The 25,675-nt window shown below is 40.5% G+C and carries 23 protein-coding genes; 15 read left to right on the top strand and 8 right to left on the bottom strand.

Going from position 1 to position 25,675, the window contains the following annotated elements:
* The first annotated feature begins 14 nt into the window (after positions 1 to 14).
* The 6 genes from F0L74_RS21580 (at position 15) to F0L74_RS21555 (ending at position 5,994) form a co-directional block, all read left to right on the top strand.
* Positions 15 to 1,877, top strand: a complete 1,863-nt coding sequence (locus tag F0L74_RS21580; RefSeq protein WP_149839987.1) for a DUF262 domain-containing protein — start codon at positions 15 to 17, stop codon at positions 1,875 to 1,877.
* A gap of 341 nt (positions 1,878 to 2,218) precedes the next feature.
* On the top strand, positions 2,219 to 2,473 hold the full coding sequence (locus F0L74_RS21575) for a hypothetical protein (RefSeq protein ID WP_149839986.1): 255 nt from the start codon (positions 2,219 to 2,221) through the stop codon (positions 2,471 to 2,473).
* 44 nt (positions 2,474 to 2,517) lie between these two features.
* Positions 2,518 to 2,901: a hypothetical protein gene (locus F0L74_RS21570; protein WP_149839985.1), complete on the top strand. Its 384-nt coding sequence runs from the start codon at positions 2,518 to 2,520 to the stop codon at positions 2,899 to 2,901.
* A 6-nt stretch (positions 2,902 to 2,907) separates the two neighbouring features.
* Positions 2,908 to 4,083: a PfkB family carbohydrate kinase gene (locus F0L74_RS21565; protein ID WP_149839984.1), complete on the top strand. Its 1,176-nt coding sequence runs from the start codon at positions 2,908 to 2,910 to the stop codon at positions 4,081 to 4,083.
* Positions 4,084 to 4,105: 22 nt separating this feature from the next.
* Positions 4,106 to 5,293, top strand: coding sequence for an adenylosuccinate synthetase (locus F0L74_RS21560; RefSeq protein ID WP_149839983.1), 1,188 nt, complete (start codon positions 4,106 to 4,108; stop codon positions 5,291 to 5,293).
* 482 nt (positions 5,294 to 5,775) lie between these two features.
* A complete protein-coding gene (locus F0L74_RS21555) occupies positions 5,776 to 5,994 on the top strand; it encodes a hypothetical protein (RefSeq protein ID WP_149839982.1) in 219 nt (72 codons plus the stop codon).
* A 166-nt stretch (positions 5,995 to 6,160) separates the two neighbouring features.
* Here F0L74_RS21555 and F0L74_RS21550 read toward each other — a convergent pair whose 3' ends face one another.
* The 3 genes from F0L74_RS21550 to F0L74_RS21540 all read right to left on the bottom strand — a co-directional run bounded on the left by F0L74_RS21550 (position 6,161) and on the right by F0L74_RS21540 (position 7,540).
* Positions 6,161 to 6,793 (bottom strand): Crp/Fnr family transcriptional regulator, encoded by a 633-nt coding sequence (locus F0L74_RS21550; protein ID WP_149839981.1) that lies wholly within the window; start codon positions 6,791 to 6,793, stop codon positions 6,161 to 6,163.
* 146 nt (positions 6,794 to 6,939) lie between these two features.
* On the bottom strand, positions 6,940 to 7,146 hold the full coding sequence (locus F0L74_RS21545) for a hypothetical protein (protein ID WP_149839980.1): 207 nt from the start codon (positions 7,144 to 7,146) through the stop codon (positions 6,940 to 6,942).
* Positions 7,147 to 7,279: 133 nt separating this feature from the next.
* Positions 7,280 to 7,540, bottom strand: a complete 261-nt coding sequence (locus F0L74_RS21540) for a helix-turn-helix domain-containing protein (protein ID WP_149839979.1) — start codon at positions 7,538 to 7,540, stop codon at positions 7,280 to 7,282.
* Positions 7,541 to 8,040: 500 nt separating this feature from the next.
* Between F0L74_RS21540 and F0L74_RS21535 the strand changes: the two genes are divergently transcribed.
* From F0L74_RS21535 to F0L74_RS33670, 3 genes are all read left to right on the top strand, one after another.
* Positions 8,041 to 8,709, top strand: a complete 669-nt coding sequence (locus F0L74_RS21535; protein WP_149839978.1) for a hypothetical protein — start codon at positions 8,041 to 8,043, stop codon at positions 8,707 to 8,709.
* Between the two features lie 1,164 nt (positions 8,710 to 9,873).
* Positions 9,874 to 10,542, top strand: coding sequence for a hypothetical protein (locus F0L74_RS21530; RefSeq protein WP_149839977.1), 669 nt, complete (start codon positions 9,874 to 9,876; stop codon positions 10,540 to 10,542).
* 52 nt (positions 10,543 to 10,594) lie between these two features.
* Positions 10,595 to 10,900, top strand: a complete 306-nt coding sequence (locus F0L74_RS33670; RefSeq protein WP_213087047.1) for a hypothetical protein — start codon at positions 10,595 to 10,597, stop codon at positions 10,898 to 10,900.
* A 509-nt stretch (positions 10,901 to 11,409) separates the two neighbouring features.
* Here the strand turns inward: F0L74_RS33670 and F0L74_RS21520 are convergent.
* Positions 11,410 to 11,790, bottom strand: a complete 381-nt coding sequence (locus F0L74_RS21520; protein WP_149839976.1) for a hypothetical protein — start codon at positions 11,788 to 11,790, stop codon at positions 11,410 to 11,412.
* A 112-nt stretch (positions 11,791 to 11,902) separates the two neighbouring features.
* Here F0L74_RS21520 and F0L74_RS21515 point away from each other — a divergent pair, with 112 nt between their 5' ends.
* Positions 11,903 to 12,205 (top strand): hypothetical protein, encoded by a 303-nt coding sequence (locus tag F0L74_RS21515; protein WP_149839975.1) that lies wholly within the window; start codon positions 11,903 to 11,905, stop codon positions 12,203 to 12,205.
* A gap of 19 nt (positions 12,206 to 12,224) precedes the next feature.
* On the opposite strand, the gene F0L74_RS21510 is transcribed toward F0L74_RS21515, so the two are convergent.
* Positions 12,225 to 12,608, bottom strand: coding sequence for a hypothetical protein (locus F0L74_RS21510; protein WP_149839974.1), 384 nt, complete (start codon positions 12,606 to 12,608; stop codon positions 12,225 to 12,227).
* Positions 12,609 to 13,534: 926 nt separating this feature from the next.
* Between F0L74_RS21510 and F0L74_RS21505 the strand changes: the two genes are divergently transcribed.
* The 5 genes from F0L74_RS21505 (at position 13,535) to F0L74_RS21485 (ending at position 18,989) form a co-directional block, all read left to right on the top strand.
* The gene (locus tag F0L74_RS21505) at positions 13,535 to 14,380 is read left to right on the top strand and encodes a glycosyltransferase family 2 protein (RefSeq protein WP_246197786.1); all 846 of its coding nucleotides are present in this window, start codon (positions 13,535 to 13,537) and stop codon (positions 14,378 to 14,380) included.
* An 84-nt stretch (positions 14,381 to 14,464) separates the two neighbouring features.
* Positions 14,465 to 15,997: a hypothetical protein gene (locus F0L74_RS21500; protein WP_149839973.1), complete on the top strand. Its 1,533-nt coding sequence runs from the start codon at positions 14,465 to 14,467 to the stop codon at positions 15,995 to 15,997.
* A gap of 60 nt (positions 15,998 to 16,057) precedes the next feature.
* Positions 16,058 to 17,554 (top strand): hypothetical protein, encoded by a 1,497-nt coding sequence (locus F0L74_RS21495; protein WP_149839972.1) that lies wholly within the window; start codon positions 16,058 to 16,060, stop codon positions 17,552 to 17,554.
* A gap of 86 nt (positions 17,555 to 17,640) precedes the next feature.
* Positions 17,641 to 18,135, top strand: a complete 495-nt coding sequence (locus tag F0L74_RS21490; protein WP_149839971.1) for a TlpA family protein disulfide reductase — start codon at positions 17,641 to 17,643, stop codon at positions 18,133 to 18,135.
* A 596-nt stretch (positions 18,136 to 18,731) separates the two neighbouring features.
* Positions 18,732 to 18,989: a hypothetical protein gene (locus tag F0L74_RS21485; protein ID WP_149839970.1), complete on the top strand. Its 258-nt coding sequence runs from the start codon at positions 18,732 to 18,734 to the stop codon at positions 18,987 to 18,989.
* Positions 18,990 to 19,406: 417 nt separating this feature from the next.
* Here F0L74_RS21485 and F0L74_RS21480 read toward each other — a convergent pair whose 3' ends face one another.
* The 3 genes from F0L74_RS21480 to F0L74_RS21470 form a co-directional block, all read right to left on the bottom strand.
* On the bottom strand, positions 19,407 to 22,085 hold the full coding sequence (locus tag F0L74_RS21480) for an alpha/beta hydrolase family protein (protein WP_149839969.1): 2,679 nt from the start codon (positions 22,083 to 22,085) through the stop codon (positions 19,407 to 19,409).
* 125 nt (positions 22,086 to 22,210) lie between these two features.
* Positions 22,211 to 23,518, bottom strand: coding sequence for a thioredoxin family protein (locus F0L74_RS21475; RefSeq protein WP_149839968.1), 1,308 nt, complete (start codon positions 23,516 to 23,518; stop codon positions 22,211 to 22,213).
* Between the two features lie 648 nt (positions 23,519 to 24,166).
* Complete coding sequence (locus F0L74_RS21470; RefSeq protein ID WP_149839967.1) at positions 24,167 to 25,666, bottom strand: RagB/SusD family nutrient uptake outer membrane protein; 1,500 nt, start codon at positions 25,664 to 25,666, stop codon at positions 24,167 to 24,169.
* Positions 25,667 to 25,675: the final 9 nt, after the last annotated feature.

Genomic DNA, 25,675 nt, shown 5'->3' with positions numbered 1-25,675 from the left:
AAAATTTGCTATATATGGATATATCACCAGACAAACAAAATATTGATACCTTATTCGCGAGCACTACTTACTATATTGATTTTTATCAACGTGAGTATAAATGGAATAGGGATCCTGTCGAGCGGCTTTTAGATGATATTTTCTTCAAATTCAATCTTGAATATTCATCTAGAGAGCACGAAGAGTTAATTCCATCAAAAGAGGTGGTAACGGCTTACTATCCGTGGTATTATCTAAATACCTATGTGACAAATGTTATTGAAGGAAAAGTATACGTAGTTGATGGGCAACAGAGATTAACTACGTTAACACTGATTTTGTTGAAGTTGTACCATATGACTAAACAATACGATTCTGAATTAATGCCATGGGTTGAAAGGAAGATAATTGGATATTCTGGTCCGAAAAAGGAGTTCTGGATGAATCATGTAAAACATATTTCAACTCTGGAAGGATTGCTTAAAAGCGATGAGGATTTAAAGAAAATACCTGCTAAGTCGGGTTTAGGAGCAGAGAATATACTTGCCAACTACGCTGTTATTTCCAAGTGGTTGGACGATGATATAAGATCAAAACAAAAACTTGAAACGTTCATATTTTATTTCCTGTATAGACTTGTGCTGATTAATCTAACAGTAGAGCAAACAAACGTTCCAATGGTTTTTGAGGTGATTAACGATCGTGGTGTGAAGCTAAAACCCTACGAAATATTGAAAGGGAAATTACTTGGATTGGTGGATAAGATCGATCTTGATAGATTGGCACTTAATGAATTATGGGAGGCAAAGGTGCAAGCGATAAATTTACAAAATGAAAATGAAATTGATTTTTTCTTTTGGTCGTTTATTAGGGCAAGGTATACTGACAATAAGGCTGACTTTAATAAAGTTTCCGAGAGTAATTATCATAGAGTTATTTTTACTGATGACTTTAACAAAAAGTTAAAATTAAAGAATAACCCTGGTGCCATTAAGCATTTTTTGCAAAACGAATTTACCTATTATAGTGATCTATATATTAGAATATTAACAGCTTACAATCAGCTGGATCCTAAGTATCCCCATGTCTACTACAATCAGCTGAATGATCAAGATACGCAGTTTATGCTCTTTATGTCCTGTTGTCGACTAAATGATGAACAAGAAGAAGAGAAGATAATGACCATATCAGCAGAAATGGACAGGCTTTTTTCACTATTGAGGTTACAACGAGCATATGATAGTAATAGGTTCAACGATATTGTATGGGAAATAATTATTAAAATAAGGGACGCGGATGTAACTGCTTATCGGTACATTTTTGATACGTATTTGATTAAAGAACTTAACTATCATAACGAAGTAAATACGATAGATAAGGCTTTCTCTTATCTATATTTTAAAGATATTACCGGTAAAGATTTGCCTAGTCGATTTTTGCGGTATTTCTACGCGCGGATCGAAGAATTTCTTGCAGTTGGAATGAAATTGAAAATGAAGCACACATTTAGTGATCTCGTGACCAAAACTGGCTCGGTAAACGGGTTTCATATTGAGCATATTATCGCTGATAACGACGAAAACTTCGCTCTTTTTGATGAAGACGAGGAGCTGTTTTATAGAGAACGTAATAGACTGGGTGGGCTGTTGTTGCTAAAGGGACGGGACAATCAATCGAGCAATGATGAAGTTTACACGAATAAACTGAGGTCTTATGCTAATACGCTGTATTGGAACGAGACGTTGAGAGCAGATACTTATAAATCGAAGCTTGATTTATTAGAGCTGATTAGAGCGCATCAGCTTAATATGCGTGCTATACCGTCTAAATTTGGCCCTGATGAGATTGAGGAGAGGCACAAGTTGTTGGCTCAAATCGTTCAAATTATATGGAACTAGTATCTTTCACGTCAGGGCGATCAGCAATCAAAGAAGTCAATTATTAATCGATTTGAATGTACTGTTCAAACAGATTTGTTGTATTGGAACGATTAGATTGGAGATTCCTCAAAATAAACGTATTAATATTCTTCGTTGAAGTACTTGCTAATAATGCATGTTTTGTATTTGTGTTAAACAAAGAAAGAAATAGGTCAGGAAACGAGCTGTCGGCAAAATATACTAAACTTACTCAAAAGGTGATAGCCGAGGTGATAATAATGTTATGGTGATACAAATCTAATCCCATAGGCTGCGCGATGCTAGTCCGTTAATTTTGTGTATTCATTAAATATATTTCCATGTTAAAGAAGCAAGCTTACCTTAATGACTTAACTGATGAACAAGTTCTGGAAGAATTTGTAAAACGGTTTCAATGCGATGCTGCAGTTCTCATATATCTCGAATCGTCGTCGGAATTTGGCCTCGGCAGATGGCGTAATTCCGATGGTCGTCGCTGGGTAAAGGACATATTTGCAGCCGTAAAAAGTGGGGTGTCACTCAACAGCCTCGGAAAAAGAGTGGTGGATGACGTTACTGCCTCCACCCATAGCTAAGCTATATATTTAAAGTAGTTATAATAAACATTAATTAATATAATATGACAGCAAAAGGCGGTGGCCGCAGTAACTATCAGCGCGATGCCGAACCCTACTCTCAATACACGAACCCAATAACACGGTCAGCATCTGAATTAAATGGAAATGCCAATGGAGATGACTGCGATGGATTAGTTCTGAATACACTTATCCAAAATGTCAAACCAGGAGTAAGAAAGGTGAATGTTGGAGACCGTCTCTCTGTGCGACTGGGGCTGAAGAACAGTATATCTGTTTATAATCTAGAGGATGAGATTTGTGGCGATCTGATTCTGGCAGAATCGGAAGAGGTAGTTAAATGCCTTAAAAAGGGAAAAGTCTTCATTGCCCTTGTCAAGAATAAACGAGGAAATACTTGCGAGGTTGTAGTTAAACCTCAAAAATAGCTATTTATGTTTAAAATTTTAGGAGGTACGTACCTAGAACTTTGTATCGAGCCCCAATACCGTGAATTGTACGGTTCGGGGTTGAGGGCGGCCGTGGCATTGTCAAACACCGGTAAGAAAATATCGTTTACAAGCTGTATTGGCAAAGACAAATATGATGCTGCTAAAAGTATATGCGATAATTTTAATATTGTGTCAAATTTTAAGCTTATTGAGGAGACAGTCTCGTTCCATTACTATCATCCATTATCTTCACCTATTTTTCAATCTTCCATATTTGACCGCCCAAAAGTAAGTTTGCCAGATATCGATGCGGAAAATATTCTTTATTACGGAATGATAGAGGCAACCGCCAAGGTTTCTTGCGACTTTGCAGTTTATGATGCCCAAAATAGTATAGGGTTCAGAGAAACTGAATCTACTGCAGAACATTTGGCAATTTTGGTTAATCAGAATGAAGCGCGTTTGATATCTGGACTTAAAGACAGTGTGGACCTGGAGCAAATAGGAAGAAGCCTCTTGGAAAGCCAGGGAGCGGAGGTGGTTGTCATAAAAAATGGATCAAGTGGAGCGTTAGTCATAGAAGACAGTGGAATTCATAAAATACCGGTTTTTGCTACATCAGCTGTTTGGCCTATTGGATCAGGTGATATATTTTCGGCCGCTTTTGCTTGGAAATGGATGCTTGAGAAAGAGTCTGCATTTGACTCCGCGATGTATGCATCGCGTTTCACGGCATATTATTGTGAATCTAGGCTTCTACCACTTCCTACCGATATCCCTCATTACGAAGCTTTATCGGATCGATCGAAAAAAAAGAAAATATATCTTGCTGGACCTTTTTTTAACATCGCTGAGAGATGGTTGATCAATGAAGTCAGGAGTTGTTTATTAAGTTTTGGAAACCAGGTGTTTTCTCCATTTCATGATGTTGGATTTGGAGAATCGTTGGACATTGCGTGCCAGGACTTAGAAGGCATAAAAAGTGCTGACGTTATATTTGCCATAGTTAATGGTTTGGACCCAGGGACTTTATTCGAAGTGGGCTATGCGAGGGCAATTGGTAAAAGAGTGGTACTATTGGCGGAGAATATAAATGAGGTAGATCTTTTGATGCTTGAGGGTTCAAATTGCGAGATAACCAATGATTTGTCAACTGCTGTATACAAGGCCTCTTGGTAAAGCTTCTCTTAAAATGTAATTGATGGCGGTTAAAACGTTTATTGTTGTGGGTTTGGCATTTGGGGATGAGGGGAAAGGGCTAACAACAGACTATTTATGCATGAATTCTCAGAACCCAATAGTTATACGTTATAACGGAGGGCATCAGGCAGGCCATACAGTTGTAACTAAAATGGGCCAAAAACATGTTTTCTCCAGCTTTGGATCTGGTACGCTTCGAAATGTGCCAACATACTGGAGTCGTTTTTGTACGCTTTCCCCTGCATATTTGCTTTATGAATATCAAACACTCTCCGTTGTCCCAAAATTATACGTGGATAATTTGTGCCCAATAACAACTCATTATGATGTACTTTATAACAGAGCACTGGAAGCAACCCGTGGAGCCGGAAAATATGGGAGTTGCGGGCTAGGGTTTGGTGCTACCATTGATAGACTGGATAATACTGGGCTGACGCTAGTTTTTAATGATCTACTGTCCGTTTCGCAACGTGGTAAGATCTTAAAGGAAATTAGAAAGTATTATAAAGATAAGATTAATGAGGAAACAAGGTTTGACTTTGATCAATTTGATCATAATTCGGAGGACCGGAAATTTGAGGGGTATATAGAAAAACTTTATGGTCTAATGACTAATAACATTATTCAAATGGTCCAGGAAAAGGAGATCTTTAATACATTTAACAAATGGGGAACTTTCATCTTTGAAGGGGCTCAGGGGATTTTATTAGATAGGAATTTTGGAAATTACCCCTACATTACAAAGAGCAACACAACCTGTCAGAATGCCATTGAGTTACTGGCTAATAATAATTGGGATAGACATTCGGAAATAGAGGTGGTGTACGTTTCTAGAGCTTATCAAACGCGTCATGGAAATGGACCATTCGCAGAATACAGACCTAAAATTGAACTGAAAAATTGCCAATTTGAGACTAACAAAAAGAATGAATTTCAAGGACCGTTCCGAATCAACTATTTGGACATTGATAAGCTTAATTATGCACTAAGTTGCGATATGAATTTTAGTTCTGGTCTTAAAAAGCATTTAGTTCTTACTTGTCTTGATCAAATAGCGAATGATGAGCTTATTGTTTATAAGAAAGGAGTAAAAAATACCATTCGCCCAAGCTCTCTACCCGAATATTTGGAATGTAAGTTTTCAACGGTTAGGTATAGTTACAGTCAATATACTGAAGATTTACGATAAATAAATAGATCTCTTAAATACACCGAATTGGCAATGCATGATGGTGGTGTAAAATATTTACGCTTTCCCAAAACTACTCCGCTAGGTTAGAGAGAATTTCAAACTTAATAGGGCAAATATGAGAAAGTACTCCCAGATTGTTCGCGGTCAAACGTTTATCTTCTATTCATAGAATGTGCTAAAGTTATTCCAGCAAAAGGACTAAACTACCTGCCAAAAAACAGCCTCGCAAATTTATTGCGGCGTCCCACGCACAGGGCCGCCAAAAGGTTCGGCATAAAGCTTCAGTGCTAACTCTCAGCTAACCCCGTCTCCGCTTCGCTCCGCCCGGGCATCCTGCACCAGCCGCATCAAGTCATCATCGGCATCAATCCACGCATTTATTCCGCGTTCCTTTTGGCCTGGGCTTACGCCGCTAATGGCTGGTCGCTAAGCTGTTTTTTGCTGCTTGCTTTTTTTTTACCATCTAAATGTTTTTAACCATGGAGTTATTATGGTACAGAAGTGCCTCCCTGGAGGCCGAATATGGACAGTTCATCTGTATGGTCTGCGGTAAGGTATTTACCTATTCCCCGCGTCTTGATTGCCATTGCAATATGTGTGCGCTTAGCAACCTGCACCGCCGGCTGGCCATTACCAAGGATGTGGCCCGGCGCCAGGAGCTGCACGATTATATTGTAAGGTTAATTATCTGTGTGTAGTTGTCACAAGAGTCTGCAGGTAGGGCAATTCTGGGCACTTGGCGCCCGGAATTAGACCCCTGTGCTCGGATCCCGAAGGGATACTCAATCCCTATAGTAGTATCGAAGCCAAAGATGTGGTACAATGAGGGGACTTTTCCTATTAAGGCAACAATTGCCCGTATCTCTACCGCCAATGAAAGAAGCTTAACAGTTGCATATAAATTAAGGATAATAATACCCATGGTCTGAATGTACTTCCTTTCTTCACCTGCCCATAAGTCCGCTCTGTCATCCCGAGGAACGAGGCAATATACTTCTGCGGTACCCGTTTGGCTAACTCGGGGTGATTTACAGCAAATGATGCAAACCGGATTGCCGCAGATCGCCTCAATCCCCGTTCCCGTTGTATACTTTTGAGATAATACCGGACCATCAGTATAGCATATATCAGCAGAAATTCCCGGTATTCCGCAACAAGACGCATTGTTTCTTCATAGGAAATATAATACACTTCTACATCCTCCAGTGCTTGTACATATTCATCGCTGGGAACCTGGTTGAAGAAACTTTCGGGAGCGGTGATCATATCTCCTTCCTGCATAAACCAGTGGGTGATCTCCCCATTTTCCACTTTTTCGTAGGCCCTTACTAGTCCGGATTGCACAAAATAGAGGTAGTTACAGGTTTGTCTGGGCTTAAGGAGGTACTCGCCTTTACGGAAGTTAGCGTGCTGAACGATGCCGGCAATAGCTTCTCTTAGCTCGAATGATAAAGGACGGTGTACGCCATCCAGGGTTTTCATAAGATACGATAACATAACAATCGGGGTTTGGTTCTTCAATAGTATTTTGAGGTCATAAAAATATTGATAATGTCAATATCAAGCTGTTAATCAAATGTAAATACTCATCCGCTACACGAGGCTATATTCAATAACACCAATATTGCGGATGAGCATTCATTTTAGTTTCTCATAGACTTCATAACTGCTTCAACTGTTATACCTGTAAACGCGCAGAACTCCGCGACCGTAATATATTGACGCTTTTCTCTTCCAAGTTCTTTCTTCATATCATGGAGCAACTGTCCTGCGTATTGCCGGCTTTTCCCGGTAAGATTCTGGATGTCCTTTGAGTGAATAACCACCCGCTGAGGTATATTCTTTTTCATGTAAGATTGATTTGGTGTAAAAAATTGTTAAGAGCAATCGCCTCTGCGATAAGGTGTACCACCGTATCTGGCGGCTATTAAGTATCGCAGGTGGTCATCCCTGGGCGAGGCAAAGGAATAATGACAGACCATATTAATTCAGATCTTGATGAAGTAATAGTTCAAGTACATCGGCCGGGTTATACCGGAAGCTGCGGCTGATCTTAGCGGTGGGTATAAGCCCGCGTTCACGTAACATACAGAGCTCTCTGGCGGATAACCGGAAGATCCGGATGATCTCGCGGCTGCTAAGCAGGGGCGTAAGTTGGCCCTTGCCGGCAAGAATGGCTAATACTGTGTTTAAAACCGCGTCTTTGATCATTTGCTGGTCAGGGTTAAGTTCATTAGGAATCATGGATATGTTTGTTTGTAGACAATTAATCTCAAATTGATATGGTGTTTTACAGGCAGCAAATTAAATCGTTAATAAACATGCTCAACCGGAAATATATCCAAAGTATATGTGTTTTTATAATGTATTAAGCAAGGGGAAGTGGCTGGATTTTCACCGTTTGTGATATCCCTGAAGAACCTGGGATTTAGATGGGTAGATCCTCCACCATGGCGTATAATTCTCTTATTTGAAATGCCTGGTTTTTACCCACAGAGATAGAAACCCCGCCTGTCCAAAACGCCCGTTTTGCACAAAAACGGATAAAAACGCCAGAAATGTCAGGTGAATTTTTTTCACGTTCAGCGGTAGTTTACTATTGCACCATCAACCGAAAAGAATAAAGTATTGGAGTATAATATCACTCAGATCCTTTCCAACAAAGGTCTCATTGTGATAAGGACTTCGGTGGTATGTATCCAGGAGCAGGATACAGATTATTTAACCTTTTAAAGCTACTTTTTATGAAAGGCATAGAGAAGGAACGCTTCCTTAATGATCCCGTATACGAACAGACCAGAAAAGTTGCGGCTGAATTTGCCCGTTGTACGAAAGCCGGTAAACTACTGCTCGATTCAGCGAAATACGTATCTGCCGATGGCCTTGATAATAAAGTTATCTCGAGATTGCACCAGGTCATGAGATTGGTGATCGAAAAGGACCGCGTGCATGGTCTTGGCATGAGAACCATCACGTCAGATGGTATTTCGCTGCTGAGGGGTTTTAATTTTAACCAGGATGCAAAGCTGACATCCATCTTTTTCGCTCCTTTTGCTGCAGGAATAGACCGGGCCGCCGGCATGGCTACGATCACTATTCCCAGATTTATCCCTGAGCGGATGATGAAACGGCCGGCCGGCGCCACACATGTTATCATCGTATCCGGTGCGGCAGTGATCGATTTTACGAAAGGTGAAAAGATGGTCGATGGAACAAAATCAATAGTGCTGCCATCGGACGCGCCAACCGGGGATCCCATTACCCTGAACCATGAATTTGTGGCAAACGGCTCCAATCCGGTGTTCCTGATGTTGGGCCTGCGTTTTATTACGAGCATTAATAATAAGGATTACAAGCTATTGGGAAGAGCCTTCAATGCGCTGTCTATCGTTGAAGTCAGTCCTCCGGCGTAAAAGCCATTGTCTGGCGTCTGTTTTCTTTTGTTTCATAGTTGTTTTAGAATGTTAGAAAGGGGCATTCAACGCGGCCCTTCTTTTTTGGGGCCAGCTGTCAGGCGCCTGACCCCAGATTGCCCACCTTGCAGCCCAAATGGTCAAAATTGACCTGATTTTCCACCAAAATTGACCCGATTGTCTACCGGGAGGTCAAAAATATTCAGCGATCTTTACATCGTAATCATTAACGGCAAAGCTTTACCAAACTAAAAATAACCATTTACTGCCTTTACCGGTAGGTGCAGTTTATGGACTTTTACTGCACTGAATTTACATACTGCTTTTTTCATTTTTATTACCGTGCTGCCTCCTGAGGCCAGTTCAGAAGAGGAGGAGGGAGGTGGCGCGGTTACTTTACCCTAACCAATTTTTATGGAAACAGTTTTGAGTCAAATTGATCCGCCCGCCCCAATGCCGGTAAAGAGGGATAGTAACCACCTTGCAAATGGTCAGAGAACCGTCAGCGCCAATGGATGGGGGAGAACCATTAACAAGCTGGTAGCCTTTATCCGGCGTCTTATGGGAAATGATAAGGGTAATGGTATGTGATCCTTAAGTATCTGATCAGATCAGTCATTGGGTCTGGCTATATAGAATTGGAATGGGCCGAAAGGCCCTTTTTCATTTAATACGAATAGTAGATCCTATTAATTTCTCCGTAATTTTTCTACGTTTCCCTCTAAAACCCCAATAACACAACCGAGCTCCATTGTTGCCCCATCACTGATTACTCTTTACTGAATTTTCCGCATAACAAAATGTCGTTTCGCTGCGTATGTCCGGCTGTCACCACCTGGGCGTTGTATGCCTCTTTGCTTAGAAAGGCCGGCATTAAGACGGCCGTTTTTCCCCATCGAATGGTTGGTCTGTATAATCTATAGATCCTTCGCATCAATAATGCCCACTTTGACCAAAATATGATAAAAACGCCAGAAACGTTAGGTGAATTTTTTTCAGCCTGCGATGCGGTTTACTATTGCATTATCAAAATAAAGCGAAAAAATATCACCGTATAAGATGACCTGAAATTCATTTCAGTAAAGAGTTTCATCATGATGAGGGCTTAAGTAGCATGTGCCCCGGAACATGCTGCAGATTATTAATAGTTTAAAAAAAAATTTTATGGCAAGTAAACAAAAAAAGCGCTTCAAAAACAATCCCAAGTATGTGCGCGTCCGCGAAAATGCAGCCGAGTTTGGCCACAGTGGAGAAACTGGGAAAATGCTGTTCGATTCAGCAAGGGCAATGTCGCATATTGCCAATGACAAGGAAACCTTCTCGCGTGTGGTGGAAGTAATGAAGAAGGTGATTAACGCGGATCGCCTGAGTGACCGTGGCATGAGAACTATCACATCCGGCGGCATCCCGCTGCTGAGAGGTTTTAATTTCAACAAAGGGGCAAAGCTGAGCTCTATCCTCTTTGCTCCTTTTTCCGCGGTGATAGACCGGGCTGCCGGCACGGCTACCATCAATATCCCGGATTTTATTCCGGAAAGGATGATGAAACGGCCACTCGGCGCCACCCATGTCACGATTTTATCCGGCGTAGCCGAGATCGATTTTGTGACCGGGGCCAAGACCGTCAATACCTTGGAATCCCAGGAGCTGGCGTTGGGTATGGCAACGGTGCCCGCTATTACCCTGAGCAATGCCTTTGCTGCAGGTACTACCAGGCCGGTGTTCCTGTTCCTTGGTCTGCGCTTCTCCATAGACACCAATGACAAGGACTACGAATTGAAAACGCAGTCCTTCAACGCGCTGTCTATTGTGGAGATAAGCACCGCGGCATAGACGCCTTTGCAAGGTTTTCAGATGTATGGTTTCACAATTAAAATTCAATCACATGAACATTTTACAAAGGCTGGCAGCGCCCACGCCCCGGCTGTTTAAAAAGCTCCGGGCTGCGGGGCTGGTATTAACAGCGGCCGGCGTCTCAGTATTAGGCGTAGCCGCTAATTTGCCCCAGGTAGTAGTGTCAGTGGCTGCGTATCTGGTGGTTGGCGGCGGTGTGTTAAGCGCAGTGAGCCAGTTAACCGTGGAGAACAGCGTAGTTACGCCTGCTGCTCCTGATCCTGGACCAGAGGTGGCTCCGCCGGCATTGACGGTGAAGAAGGGAGGTAGGAAGAAGTCCGGAAGCGCTACTTATTGATGGTTTGTGTTGCTGGGTTTAATGTGAGGTAATGATTGATGGCAAGAGGGCTGCATCATTTGATGTGGCCCTCTCCTTTTTGTGGACGGTAGGCTGCTTGGGAGTAGTAGGTTTCGTGGTTAGATGGCCGGGGCGGTAGCAGGGCTTTTAAATAATCAAAAAGCCCCCTGCTAGCCAGCAGAGGGCGCCGACAAAAATCGGAAGGTTAATACAACCGAGCCAGGAGATATTGGTTATTAACATTAGCCCGGAACCGGGTTAATGAGCCCCTGACGGATTAACGGTCGTCTTATCGTTATCCTCGGGGCTTTTAGCTAAGTTACAGGAAACTGGTGCTAGAGTGTTGCAGTGATTTGATTTTCACGGGTTATTTCCCTACAGTCGAGAGTGGTGGATGTCTGTAGGCGGTTTCATGAAAAAATAACGGCAAATGAGCTATAGAAATATAGTTGGTTTGGTGCCGAAATGTGATAACTCCTCCTCCGCTCCAAGGTCATCGAAGCATATGGTTAATGGCGTTCTGGCATCCGCAAACGAGTTACGAGTATGCGGTTTGATAGCCGGGATCCCATATCCGCGTAGTCGATTGCTACATCATAACAGGCTACTATCATAAAAGGACGCTTTTTTCTGCTCAGGCTCTGAAGGATGGTCATGATAGTTGTTTTGCCACAACCAACAGGCCGGCTGAGTAAAATTCCTTTCTCTAATGAGATACCTTCCACGGCCGCCTGGGCCTCATCGTGCAAAAACCAGGTGAGCAATTTACGCACAATGGGCTCCTGTTCCTCAGATATATCATAATCGGGACCACAAAGGGCTTTACCCCGTTTTATAATCACCCGGAGAGCTTGCTCGTAGTTAAAAGGCTCCATAGTCTTTGTTTGCATTGTAAGATGAATTATTATTTTTTTTGTTATTAGATCTTTGCTCGCTGATATTATTTGATACCCACTTTTCTGCTACGGCGCGCCATTTTCTGACGGGTTTATTGTCCCTGGTATGCCAATCAGTGTTCTCGTAATGGTAGAAAAAGCAGGCCGCCTCGTTGGGAGGGTAGCAGTTAGCGGCGAAATAGGCTTTAACTCCTCGAGGGTAGGTGGCGATGGCACTGTAGCGAAATTATTGAAGCCAGATGCCTCGCTGGAGTTTGGCGCACGGGATGAGGAGGCCGCGGCGGAAGTTTCGGGATTTCTTTGGCCTGAATTTTTAAAATGTGATTTTGGAGTGTGCCCCCGTCTCTCCCCATCTACCCGATTTAAAGATTGTTTACTATTAGGCGCATCTGTTGGGGGAGCAGATTGAGTTGTATCCGGGTTACCCCTCATGTCCTGCTGGGTATCAGCGCACGAATTGCCCTCTGCATCATCGGGAGATGGTTGGTTTGCCTCCCCATCAGCTGAGGGGTGCCCGCATCTGGTGCGGCAGGCATTAGTGGCCGCATCGTGACCCAGGCAAAGTTTGGACCGGGCGTATACGTGATATATCCCTTTTCCTGCAATGCTTTGAGATACTTGCGGTAGGTATTATCTGATTGAATGCCGCTTGCGGTCATCAGGCGGTTGCTATCCAGTATGAAGGGATTTTCGAACCGCCTGGTATTCCATTGATCGAATAGCGCCATATACAAACAGAATTCCGGCGCCGCAAGATTGGATCCGTTACGCTGCAGCTGGAAGAAGGCATTTAAGTGGGAGATGTAATTCATTAATTCAAATTTTGTGTTAGTAATAAATCCAATACGTCATTTGGATTGTAATGATGACAGCTTTTCCTTTTTACGGCGGAAATGATACCGTATTTGCGCATGAGGCGCAACTCATGTGGCGATGCGTAGAAGATCTTTACGATCTGTTTACTCCTTAGCAGCAGAGGCATTGGGTATTCTGCTGAAGCTGGGCGGAAAGAGTGTCGGTAAATGCCGCATCCTTGATAGTTTCCTCCTGAGAGGAGAGCGGTGGATTTTCATAATTGATCGTTTTAGTTAATAAATAGCTATCCAATAAGGCGCAGCAAGGCATTAAGAGAGGATTAGGGTAGTTAATCCTTCTATTGCCTGGTATACACCAGTTGTCATATTAGTCGTGATAGGGGATGCCAAAATGAGTGAGAACGCAGCAGCGCGAATATAGGAAATGAATTAATTCAAAAACTTGTCAAATGTCAAGAAATTATAGAGCTGTAGGGTTTAAAGGATAGTTTGGTATCTAAAATTTGGCATATGACAACTTTTTCGTGTTCAAATCCTTTGTATGGAATGAGAAGTGGACTAAAAAAAATTGACCTGATTTTCCACCTCAATTGAACTGATAGTCTACCTCCGGATCAAAATATTAGGTGCATCTTTACATCATAATCATTAATGACCGATTGACTTAATCTAGACTATTACTATGTTATACCTCATTCCACATAAAAATCCTGGTAATGGTTTGTTATTTACCATCACATATTTACGACTAAAGGAGAATACTCCCATATACTACCGCTTTACCGGTAGGCTCAGCTTGTAGACTTTGCTGCACTGAATTTACATGTTGCTTTTTTCATTTTTATTATCGTACTGCCTCCCTTCGGCCAATTCAGAAGGGAAGGAGGGAGATGAGTGCGGTGTTCAGCTTATTAATTTATTGTATGGAGACAATTTTGAGTCAAATAGATCCGCCGGCGCCGATGCCAGAAGCTCCCGCAGCTACAACTGCGCCTACGAACGGGCAGCAGGCGGATTATAGTTCTTCCAATGGACGATCAGCGGCTAAGATAGGCATTCGTAAGTTGTCGATTATTATTCCGGCTTATAATGAGGAGAAGTCTATCGGGCTGATCTTGGATAAGATTCGGCAGGTGGAGTTAATACGAAATATCGAGAAGGAAGTAATTATCGTAAATGACTGTTCTAAGGATGGGACAGAACAGGCGGTAAAGTTATATAGTTTAACGAGCCCAGAACTGCCGTTGAAGTATTTGGCTCATGAGGTGAATATGGGAAAAGGCGCGGCGATACATACAGGGATTTTACATGCTACGGGGGAATATTTGCTGATACAGGATGCAGATCAGGAGTATGATCCTGAGGAGTATAATACATTGCTTAAGCCGATTGTGAACGGGTTTGCAGATGTGGTGTACGGATCAAGGTTTATGGGCGGAAGTGCGCATCGAATACTTTTCTTTTGGCATTCTATAGGAAACGCGATATTGACGTTCTTATGCAATATGTTTTCGAATTTGAATTTGACGGATATGGAGACGGGCTATAAGGTTTTCCGGACGGATATTATTCAGGGGATAGTGCTGCAAGAGAGGCGATTTGGATTTGAGCCGGAGGTTACGATGAAGGTAGCGAAGGTACCGAGGGTAAGGATTTATGAGGTGGGTATATCTTATTATGGGAGGACGTATCAGGAAGGAAAGAAGATTGGGTGGAAGGATGGCGTGAGGACTGTGTGGTGTATTATTAAGTACGGATGGAGACTTTAGGGCAATAATCGAGAAATCATGATAGGCGATGGACAGTTTAGAAGTGTTTAAGCTAAATACCAGTTTTATATCAATTTGTTAGTTATGGACAAAGTGCGTGTAATGCCATATATAATTCCTGAAGAGTCATTTGAGCGATATTTATTTGGAGCCCGGCGAAAAAGATTGGCTCTTTGCTTACTAGCAATGACGGTTCTCACTCAGTTCATTGTATTCAAGTATTTCTATCCATACGCAAGCTATATTCACGGAGATTCTTTCGCCTATCTGGAAACGGCATACGATAATTTGGATATTAATTTTTATATGGTTGGTTATTCTCGGTTTCTGAGGTTATTTAGTGTGTTCTGTGGTTCAGACACTGGGCTTGTAGCATTTCAATATTTATTTATACAGTGTAGCTGTTTATTCTTTTTGTTCACTCTGTTTTATTTTTATAAGCCAGGAAGACTAGTACGGATAGTATTAATAGGCTTTATTATAATCAATCCGCTTTTTCTATATTTGGCCAATTTGATATCTAGTGACGCTTTTTTTGCAGCAGTCAGTTTTATTTGGCTGGGGCTGCTAATATGGATTATTCATCGTCCTAATACGCAAATACTTATTTGGCATACTCTAGTACTGTTTATTGCTTTTTCGGTTCGCTACAATGCCTTAATTTATCCTGCGATATCTGCGCTTGCTTTCTTATTGTCCAATCAGGTGACTGAAAGGAAAATTGTAGGGATTGTCGCTAGCGTATTAGTGTGTTCAATTTTTGTTTTCTATACAGGTAATAGGTATAAAGAATTAACGGGAGTCTGGCAATACTCGCCTTTTGGCGGCTGGCAAGTAGCAAATAACGCTATGTATGCTTATAGGTATGTCGACAACACCAATCGTAAGCCGGTGCCTGCTAGATTTAGGGATTTAGACAATATGGTTCGTACGCATTTTGATAGCACACGCGATTTTACGCGATACCCGAATGAGGCTATTAAGGCTGGTACCTTTTATATGTGGTCCGCAAGTTTACCGTTATCTAAATATAAGGACATAAGATTCAAAGACGATACAGTTGCCAGTAGGCTTAAGAAATGGGCAACTGTGGCACCGATTTATGCAGATTATGGTATATGCATTATAAAACAGTACCCTTGGGAGTACTGTAAGTACTTTCTTCTGCCAAATGCAATTAGGTACTATGCGCCACCGTTGGAGTACTTAAATAGCTATAACTCTGGATATAGCCATGTAGACTCCATTGCTCAGCGATGGTTTAATTACAAAACCAATAATGTCTATACAAGATTGCGGAGCCCGAACGTAGAAGTATTGTATTTTTACCCCATTTTATTTGGTTTGACCAACACGGTGCTAATAGTCGGTATAGTATGTTTTACGTTACTTAAAGGATTTAAGAGAAGCATTCTGTTTAATAAGGGACTGTTGTTGGGAACAATAATATGGTCTTTAAATGCTGTATTTACAATTTCATCCTCCTCAGCTGCTTTGCGGTTTCAGTCATTTTTTATAGTGGTTACCGTTGTCTTCACTTTTTTATTGATAGACTACTTGTGGGCGGTGGGGAAAATAGAAGCGAAACAAAGTTTTCCGTACAAAATGGGGACATAATTTCAGATTTAAGAAGATATTCGCAGGCTGTCTAGATGTAAAATAAACGTAGTTTATATTATGTTAACGGAAAGAAATATAGCGCATAAATCATTTCTAATATGGCTAAGGCAGGATATGGAGAATAGGATGCTTGTTAAATTTTCCATGCTGCTTGTGATAGCGCAATTTATATTGTTTAAGACTTTGTATCCATATCCCAATTTTATGCCACCGGATTCCATTTCCTATATTGTCGCCGCATTAGATAACCAAAGTATCAATATGTGGGCTATAGGGTATTCAAAGTTCTTGCGTTTAGTCAGTAGCTTTACTAGCTCTCATTTTGCATTGATTTCATTTCAATACATTTTATTACAAGCTGCGGTGCTTTATTTTCTGTTTACTATAAAATATTTGGTTTTTATAGGGAAATGGACCTTCCGGATAATAATTGGGTGCAGTGTGTTGAACCCATTGTTGCCTCATGTTAGTAATTTGGTTTCTAGCGATGCCTTGTTTGCTGGATTGAGCCTCATATGGTTCACGCAATTGTTAACAATACTTTATCTTCCCACTAGACGTTTGTTATTGTTTCATTCATTGACATTACTTCTGGCTTTTATAGTTCGATATAATGCATTGTTTTACCCGTTAATAAGCATTTCTGTAATACTACTAGCGCCCTTGTGTGTACGCGGAAAATTGGTTAATATAGGTCTTATTGTACTACTGCTGGGCGGCTTTATCTGGCATACTAAATACCATTACTATACGGAAACAGGGACTAATCAATATTCTGCCTTTGGTGGTTGGCAGATCGCAGCCAATGCCTTGTACGGATATGCACATGCAATACCTGACGCGCCCGAGATGGTACCTTTGAAATTCCGGCCGCTTCATGTGCTAGTGAATCGGCATATGGACTCTATTCGTGACCTTGTTGTAAGGCCAGATAGGGAGGTAGCTATTTACTATTTATGGGACGAACAATCGCCTTTGGTAACGTATTTGCATTCCCAAACAGCTGCTGATAGTTCTTTGCCCTACTTTGAAAGATGGGCCAAAGTCGCTCCTTTGTATGCAGAATATGGCTGGTATCTTATTTTGAAACATCCGTTTGGTTTTATGAGATATTATCTATGGCCAAATTTGATTAAGTATTATGTTCCTCCAGCCAAATTTTTAAGTGTTTATAATCTACGGATGGAGACGGTGGATCCAATTGTAGTAAGATGGTTTGAATTGAAAAGTAATAAAGTGTCAACATACTACAAGGATAAAAGAATACTGGTAACTGAATATTGTTCCATATTTTGGGCACTGGCTAATATTTTTGTAGTGCTTGGTTTTGCTGCATTTATATACTTATCTGGTTTTTGTAAAAGTGTTTTTTCGGGCAAGGGTTTTCTGTGGTTATTTCTTGTGGTATGGATGAGTAATCTGTTTTTTGGTGTAATAGCTGCTCCAATTGAATTGCGGTATCAATTATTTCCAATGATAATTACTATCGTGTTTGTTATATTGATAATACAATACATAGCTAAGATATCGTTGTCTGTCTCAAAAGAAGAATGAACTAAGATGAAAATTAAAGGTGTGTGAGTAGAGGATATTCAAGAGCTTTTGGTTCAAAGTTTTTTTTCTATTAATAATTATTTAGCATGAGAGCTATAATATTTATCGCTTTTGTTTTTGCGATAGTCGGATGTAGAGTAAAAGAACTTGAAAAAACTGGTTTAGAAGGAACATCCCTTCCGGAATTTAGGCTACTACTCAAAGATAGTATTACCTACTTAAAAGTAAATGATACCCCAACTGGGTATCCTGTAGTGTTATTCTGTTTTAGCCCTAATTGTCCGTTTTGTCGTGCCCAAATGGAAGAAATTATCCGAAGAATGGATCTTCTAAAGGAGATAAAATTTTTAATTTTTACATCTTATGAGTTTTCTGAAATGAAGTCTTTTTATGAAAAGTATCAATTGGGGAAGTATCCGAATGTTTCAATGGGACTGGATGTTGATGATTTTTTTTCGAAATACTTTCAAATAAAAGGTGTCCCATATATGGCGATTTATGGAACAGATAGAAAGCTAAAAGGAGCTTTTTTAGGGAGTGTTTTTGCTGAAAGGATAAAGGTGATTGCGGAAAAAGAGTGAGCGTTATGGTATTAAGAGGAACAACGTTGCATGATGGAGTTCAATATGGAAATCGTTAAATAGCTTATGCATGGTTAGGTTTTATCAGCGAAAGCCGTTAAGATGTCCCTGTTGTAATGTTCGATGGTAAGTATCAAAACATATATGAGGCGAATTGCTGGTGTGGTGAATATACAGTTTATTTTAGATTTTCGGGACAGAAAGAATCAACTGTGGTTGATGTGTTATAATGCTCTTTGTGTGCTGTCTTAAATTTTATGTTCTTAAATGGAGAAAATATTAAATGATCGGATACTTTAACCAAACGGCAAGGAGTATTCATACGAGATTATCCTTGCAGTGTGGAGGTAAAATGGGGTGGTGGCAAGATTTAATGTACAGTTTGTCGATGTGGAGTCGTCTGAGTATTTGAAGTACTCAATAAAGTGTCGTTAGCCGTTAAGCCAGGACTTCGAAGATGGTTATGTGGTTGATGATTAGAGAGACTCTAATTGAAGCTGTTACGAGCAAAAGGGGAAGCCGAAAACCTTAATAAACGAGTAGGCATTTTTATTTAAGTTAAAGTTTTGCTTTTTGATCTAAAAAGCGCTTAGTTTATGAAGAAGATTAAAATTATGTTTACCGCTATTGGTGTATTGGCAATCGTTGGTGGTGCTCTCGCCCTTAATGCTAGTAGAGTAAATGGTTTGAAATTTTGTACTGGACCAAGTGGATCTAGTGTTTGCCCCAATGGCATACAAAATAGAACTTTTACATCAGGAACTAATGTTAAGTATGTCCAAGTGAGTGATCTTAATTTGTGTACTGATGACACACCATGTTCATTATCTGGCAATATACAGCGTGAGCAATAAACAGATAACTGTTTATTGATAGGTACTCTTTAAAGTGAAAACATTCATGAGGATTGAATCTCGTTTGTTCTTGTTCTTATGTGTTTTCATTGCTCTCTGTCGAAGGGGCCGTCTCAAATAAGAGGCGGTCTCTTCTATTTAGGAGTGCATAGCCTTCGGGAACCACGCAGTGATATGTTTAAGCTCAATATTTTAGATTTGGAGGCAATGGCTATATCCAATCATGGGCAACAGAACAAGTTTTAAAATTAGGTGAGACATTCAATATATCAATACGTGGTCCCTAAGCTTTACACTAAGCAACAAATGTGCGGTCGTGCTGATCTTAGCCTATCGCAAAGGGGAACTTCTTTGAGCCATTCTTGTTACGAAAAATAATAAAAAATATTTGCGTGTAATGTGCACATTAACGCGACTTCAAAAATCAGTTGTGTCAAGTTCGAAGGCCATAACGTCACCTTTCCTTGACGCAGGAACACCTTTTGTCATCCACATAGGGGCTGGAACTCCCTTCAAATAGTGATCGAAGAACTGCGTGAGGCGAATGGTATAATCTGCTGCGTTCTGTCCAGTGACAGTGTGACCGCTTTTATCATATTGTAACATCCATGCTTTTTTATTTAGGCGACGTAGTGCTGTAAAGAATTCAACGCTTTGGTTCCATGGAACAATGGCATCGGCTTTATTGTGCATAATTAGTAGAGGTGTTGTTACTGCGTTACCTTTAAAAATGGGGGAGTTATCTATATATAGCTCAGGTCGCTGCCAAAGCGTTGCCGCCATTCGATTTTGGTGTGTTTCGTACAGAAATTGAGCACTTTCCCCTGACCCCAGTAGCAAAGAGCCATAGCCACTGACGAAGTCGGAGAGCCCAGCCGCTGAAGCAGCTGCGGCAAAAAGATTCGTGTGGCAAATAATGTAATTTGTTTCGTATCCTCCCCAGCTATGGCCTTGAATACCCATCCTTGAACCATTTACCCAAGGAAATTTTACCAAATATTTCGCAGCAGAAACGACTGATTTTAGGGCGCTTGCACCGGGTTTGCCAATTGTATAATTAATGTCTGGGGTAAATACCAGATAGCCACGACTTACAAACCAAGGGATATTTATACTGCCTTCAGTAAATCCTGGTTGTAGATATTGATGCAAGCTATGTGATACTTTTTCATAATAGTTAAAGATAATGGGATACTGTTTATCTGGCGTAAAATCTTCTGGTTTGTATAGTATTCCTTGAGAAACCTTTCCATTGGGTTGCTTCCATGTGATTAGTTCAGCTGTTAACCAGTTATATTTTTTTTGGGGTTGTAGGGCTGTTAGGGCTCGAAAGCTTTTAAAATTAGTTGTCATATAATAATTCGGGGCATCAGTAGCGGACTGACGCTGTACGAGCCAACACGTCGCATTTGACGCCTTTAGAGGGCGCATTTCCTGGGATAATCCCCTTGGAAGTTGAGAACTAGAGTGATACAACATCCAAGGGCCTGTTGTTAACAGTTTGGGGGTTCCCTGTTTAGCCAAGGACGTAACATAAAAACCATTATCTTTGGTGATTGTATTGAAAGCTGTTAATAAAAGAGATTGGTCTCCACTAGCAATTTCTAGTGTATCCTCTTCATATACTAATCTAAGTTTGATATGATTACGTTGTCCATAACCGTTTGTAATGTTAAGTGGAGCCCTTTTTTTCGTGGGGCTTAAACGCCAAACGTCATAATTGTCATAGACCAATAATGATGTGTCTGATGTTATCCAACCGGCCACACCTACTGGTCCTTCGAAAATAGGTGTATCACTATACTCATTATCAAGCTTAGTGGAAATCCCCTTTGAAATGTTCGTTGTTTGGTTGTTTGTTATATTATAGCTGAAATAGTGGTGCTGATTTGTGTCATAATAAATCAAATAGTTTCCCTTCGGTGAGAATGAGAAAGAAAGTAGGCGGCCTTTTTTTAATAATTTTTTAGAACCATTCTTTAGTGAAACATAATAGTATGATCTGTATTTATTTAACCAGAACTTATCACTTGAATGTTTGTCTTCTATAACTATGAAGTCTCCCGTTAACTGATATGGATGGGTAAGTATTCTTTCGTCATCATTCTCTAATTGACGTATCTGGTTGTTGTCAATGTTAATTACTGCAGTGTATTTATTCAGCACGTTTGGATCAAGCAGTTGGGTTGATTGGAGTTGTAGGTCTTCGGTGCTCCAAATGTCTACATTAACTCTATTCTGTTTGGGCGTATAGGTTTCTACTACAGGTTGTAAGTTAAAAAATATATAGCGTCCATTTGCACTGAATTCTGGAGGGTCGCTACATATTGACAATTCTGACCCTATCGAGGTAGATCGATCATTTGCGTATATTGTCGCTTTATCATTCCCGTTTTTGTAATACCAAATCGAATTAGTGGACCGACCGTCTATTGTTTCTGTTGTCATAAATGTTAATTGCGATCCTTTTGAATCGAATCGATAGTTATATGGGAGGGATTTTGAAGACCATATAATATGTTCGTTATTCCCTTGAAGGGCCACCCATTTAAGATTAGTGTTGAAGCTTGAAGTTTCGTCATTAGTCGATTTTAAAAGTAGTACTTTCCCCGTGTCATCAAAGAAATAGTCTGCGACGGCGAAATAGTGCTTTTCTTCGCCGGAAAGAAGATTTACAAGTATTAATTCGTTTTGAGGGTTCTTCAAAAGATAGGCTAACCATGCATCTTTTTTTCTTTGCGGTCGTTTGTACGATTTAATGGTAGCTAAATAAATCGCAGTATCGCTACCCAGTTTAACAGAAAATAATGTGTCCTTTGAGGCGTAAATGAACCGTTTGTTGTCCGGTGTGAATAGGCCTTCAGATGCGTTCACGTACTCCTTTTTCCATGAGCCAGAAGTACTTTGGACGACTAAGGTATGATTCGCGGTGGGCTGTTTTCCTATTGTATAGGAGGCATACTTCCCATCGTTGCTGATGCTGGGTGCGTAAAGATATGGCCATTTGTTCAAGACCTGGGTGTCTAGCCGAGGCTTTTGAGCGAAGGAGTTGACTGTAACGATGATTAGGGTATAAAGTGCAAAGGAAAACTTCATAGTTGAATGGTTTCAAAGAGGTGAACATACTTCAGGGTTTTTTTAAGTTACAAATAATTTATGGATGAACAAGCACTTTTATAAAATCGATGATGCGCCTAAATACTTGGAATGTTATTTTGCAGTCAGTGCTTAACTTCAGGGATAGTCCAAGTTGGTTCTCCTCTCTGCATTTTTTGGAGAGTAGTTCTAAATTCGGCGTTTTGAGGGTCTTGTTTGACGACCTCCTCTTCCAGGGAAATTGCCTCCCTAGTATGGCCTGCCTTATAAAGCAAATTTGCGTAGGTATCCTTAAAGCCTGGTTGATTTGGGTTTCTTTGGATAACGTTTTTCATCCATTTAATACCTGTGCCTATTTGTTTTATATCATTTCCATGAAGAAATATTCCGAACCAAGCGATGTCGTTGAGGTAATTATCTTGCCAGAAATCAGTAGTGTCGGTTCCATATTTTTCTACTTTTTGGATAGCATATTTAATGTACTCTGACCAGTTTTTATCATATTTTTCCGCATTATATTTATACCAAAGTTCTTTTCCTGTTAGGATATTTCGTTCTGCATATTCAGTGCTGAAATTCTTTTGAATTATTTTATACACTTTATTCCAGTTTGGCTCTTCTCCCGTTTGACTTGCGACCGTGAGCACGGGAATAATTTCCTCATTTTTAATTACTTGGTCCACAATCTTTTGGGAATACCCTTTTTTCGCCATTACGGCATCTATTCTCTCACTTTCGCGGGAAAAAAGAGCGAAATATTTGGCTTTTGAACTGTTGATGTAGTTGGAAATAAACAGTATGTTTTTTTTCGTGTAAAGGGTGTCTTCTTCTAAGTTTAGAAGATAGTTGTCAATATAATCTTGTGCAATAACGCTAACGAGTTCATTATCCATTAGCGCTGTAGCCATCGAAATTAGGTATGGCATTTCGGAGAAGTCCATTTTTCCGCTCCGATAATTTTCAATAAGAGTATAGTATTGTTTATTGGGATCAGTGGCTATACTGGCTAAATCAACAAAATTGCTTGGGCTTTTATATCCGATATCTTTGTGTACCATATCGCCATTGGGTGAAAAAAATAGGTAGGCGGGATAAGCAGGTATTTTAGTTTGTTGGCGAAGGAAATTAGCGATTGTATGCCATTTCTTAACATGTTCGTTGTCCCGTGCTGATGTGTCCATTTGTATTTTTATTGATATGTACTTGTTGTTCATATAGTTACCAACAGTGTCATTGGAGTAGACTTTTTTGTCCATCATCTTACAGGGGCCACACCAGGTCGTATAACAGTCGACGAATATGTATTTATTCTGGGCCTTTGCCTTTTCTTTAACTTGGTCCCAGCTGAGCGATTCCTCGAATTTAATACCGTTATTTTGTTGGGCGTTTGCGATAAGTGGAATACATATTGCTAATTGGATTAATATTCTCATGTTCAAAGGTTTGGTTTTAATGGATATTAGACCTTCGATATTCGAAGGCGTTTTTGGAATGCCCTAGTAAACCAGAGCATGTCAATTAGAGTCATGACGTCTTACGATAATACCCTACTTGCCTTCTGTTCTTGTCCCTTAAACAATATTCGTTTTCGCCAGATACAGCTGCCACCGGATTATCTAACCCGTTTTGGCTGTGCTGCTCGATACCTAATGCATAATTGTGATTAGAATAATATGGGATTGCGTATATTACTTGACCTTGTGCACCATCCCATGGCATTGTGACGAAAAATTTTTCCTATTTCCTTAAACGCCTCGATTAAGCTCCAACTTTCTATGCGCAGATACCGCAGCAACAAGTGATCATGTGTTGTGCTCAACCATCTTTAGCTGCTTCAAGGTAGAGCGTGCTTGTAGGCTTTAAAAAAAGATCTGACTACGAATCGGATCAGGTTGGTGTTAAGAATACAATAATGGGAAGACACGATGGAGACCTCAATGTGATTGAGACGGTGTCAAAACCAGCGCTGAGTATTATCGGTGAAAAATATTACATCGCCTAAGTTGGGCCGCTTATCAAGATCGGATGACCATTGAAAGATCAATAGTCAAAGAACTACTTTCAACTCTCATCTAGGATGGCTAATATCCTGGATTTTGTGTTAAATTTGTGTTTTTTAGAATCTCGTTTAGTGGCAGCGGATATAGTGCGGCATTAGAAGTCCAAATCCCACCTTTCAATGGTGTGACTGTGTTCATAACCTCATTCACGGCTCCTGTTCTTTTTAGATCGAACCAACGATGGCCCCATTCTGTAAAGAGTTCCACTTTTCGTTCATGATAGATATCCTTTAAAATATTGGGTATTGTAACAGCGGTCGTGTTGGCGAGCCCCGCTCTTTTGCGAATTGCATTCAAGTCTGCTACCGCCTCTGTAGCATTTCCCAATTGAGCTCTTGCTTCTGCTCTTATTAGATACTGCTCACTCAATCTAAAAACCATTAAGTATTCGGTGACCGGGGCGTCTTGCATATTGACTTTGTATTTATAAGGAAAATAAAATGTATCATTGCTAATAGTTACATTGCCAATCCAGTTGTTTCTTCTTTGATCATTTAGTTCGAAGCTATTTAATAGACCCGCGCTTAGGTAAGCAGGATTATCATTTAGTCCGGTTTCGGGAATGATGAAGGCTAAAGCATCTTCAGTATTCCATCCACTTAAAACTGGCTGCAATTGCCAGATAGCCTCATTGCTATTTTTTAAAAATGTACTATTCAAAGGGGTTAGGCCAAAAAGAGTTCTATTGTTGATTATTCTCGTGGCTTCCATTTCGGAATTTTTATAATCCTTTAGATACAAATAAGCTCGAGCGAGTAGAGCAGTGGCGACCCACTTGGTAGGACGTACTCTTTCAGGAATATCTGAATATTTTTCCAGTTTTCCATTTAGATAATTCTCATTAAGTAGAGCTTGGGAATCTTTCAAATCGATTATAATCTGATTATAGACTTCTTCTTTGGGCGAGCGACGAAGAGTCGAGTTCACGGTATAGTCTGATGTGAGAACTAAAGGGACATCGCCGTAAAGATTGACCAAATAGAAATAGAAAAACGCGCGCAGGAATTTTGCTTCTCCTGTCAATTGTTGCTTTACCTGAGTCGTCAAGGTAGAGGAACTGGTTAAGCCTTCAATTGCAGAATTGCAGACGAAGATTAAATTGTAGGCTGGAGACCAAAACTCTGTGCCCGGAGTTGTGGTAGTTTTATTGGCGAATAGTGAATTTCTATAATAGTGGTAACTTGCAGAGTTGCTGGCTATACCATCGTACAACGATAATTCATCGGCTGATAGACCAGAATAGAATGAGATTCCTCGCGGGCCAGTTGCAAATGCTATATTTCCAGAGCTCATCGTTAAATAGATCCCAGATAATACTCCAATTGCGGTTGCATCGGAGGTGTAGACGTTAGTGCCAGTGATACTTGTAACGGGGGGCTCGACCTCAACTAGTTTTTTACAGCTTGTTAGAATGCTAGCTTCTGAAATAATCATTAGTAAAAGAAGGAGGAAGCTTACCGCGAAATATTTTTTTGTGTATAAGTGTCGATATGTGTGATAAGGTTTATTTCTAAATTGCATAAAATCCGT

Source organism: Chitinophaga agrisoli (assembly GCF_008386695.1).
GTDB lineage: Bacteria > Bacteroidota > Bacteroidia > Chitinophagales > Chitinophagaceae > Chitinophaga > Chitinophaga agrisoli.
This window is presented reverse-complemented; position numbering and strand designations above follow the sequence as displayed.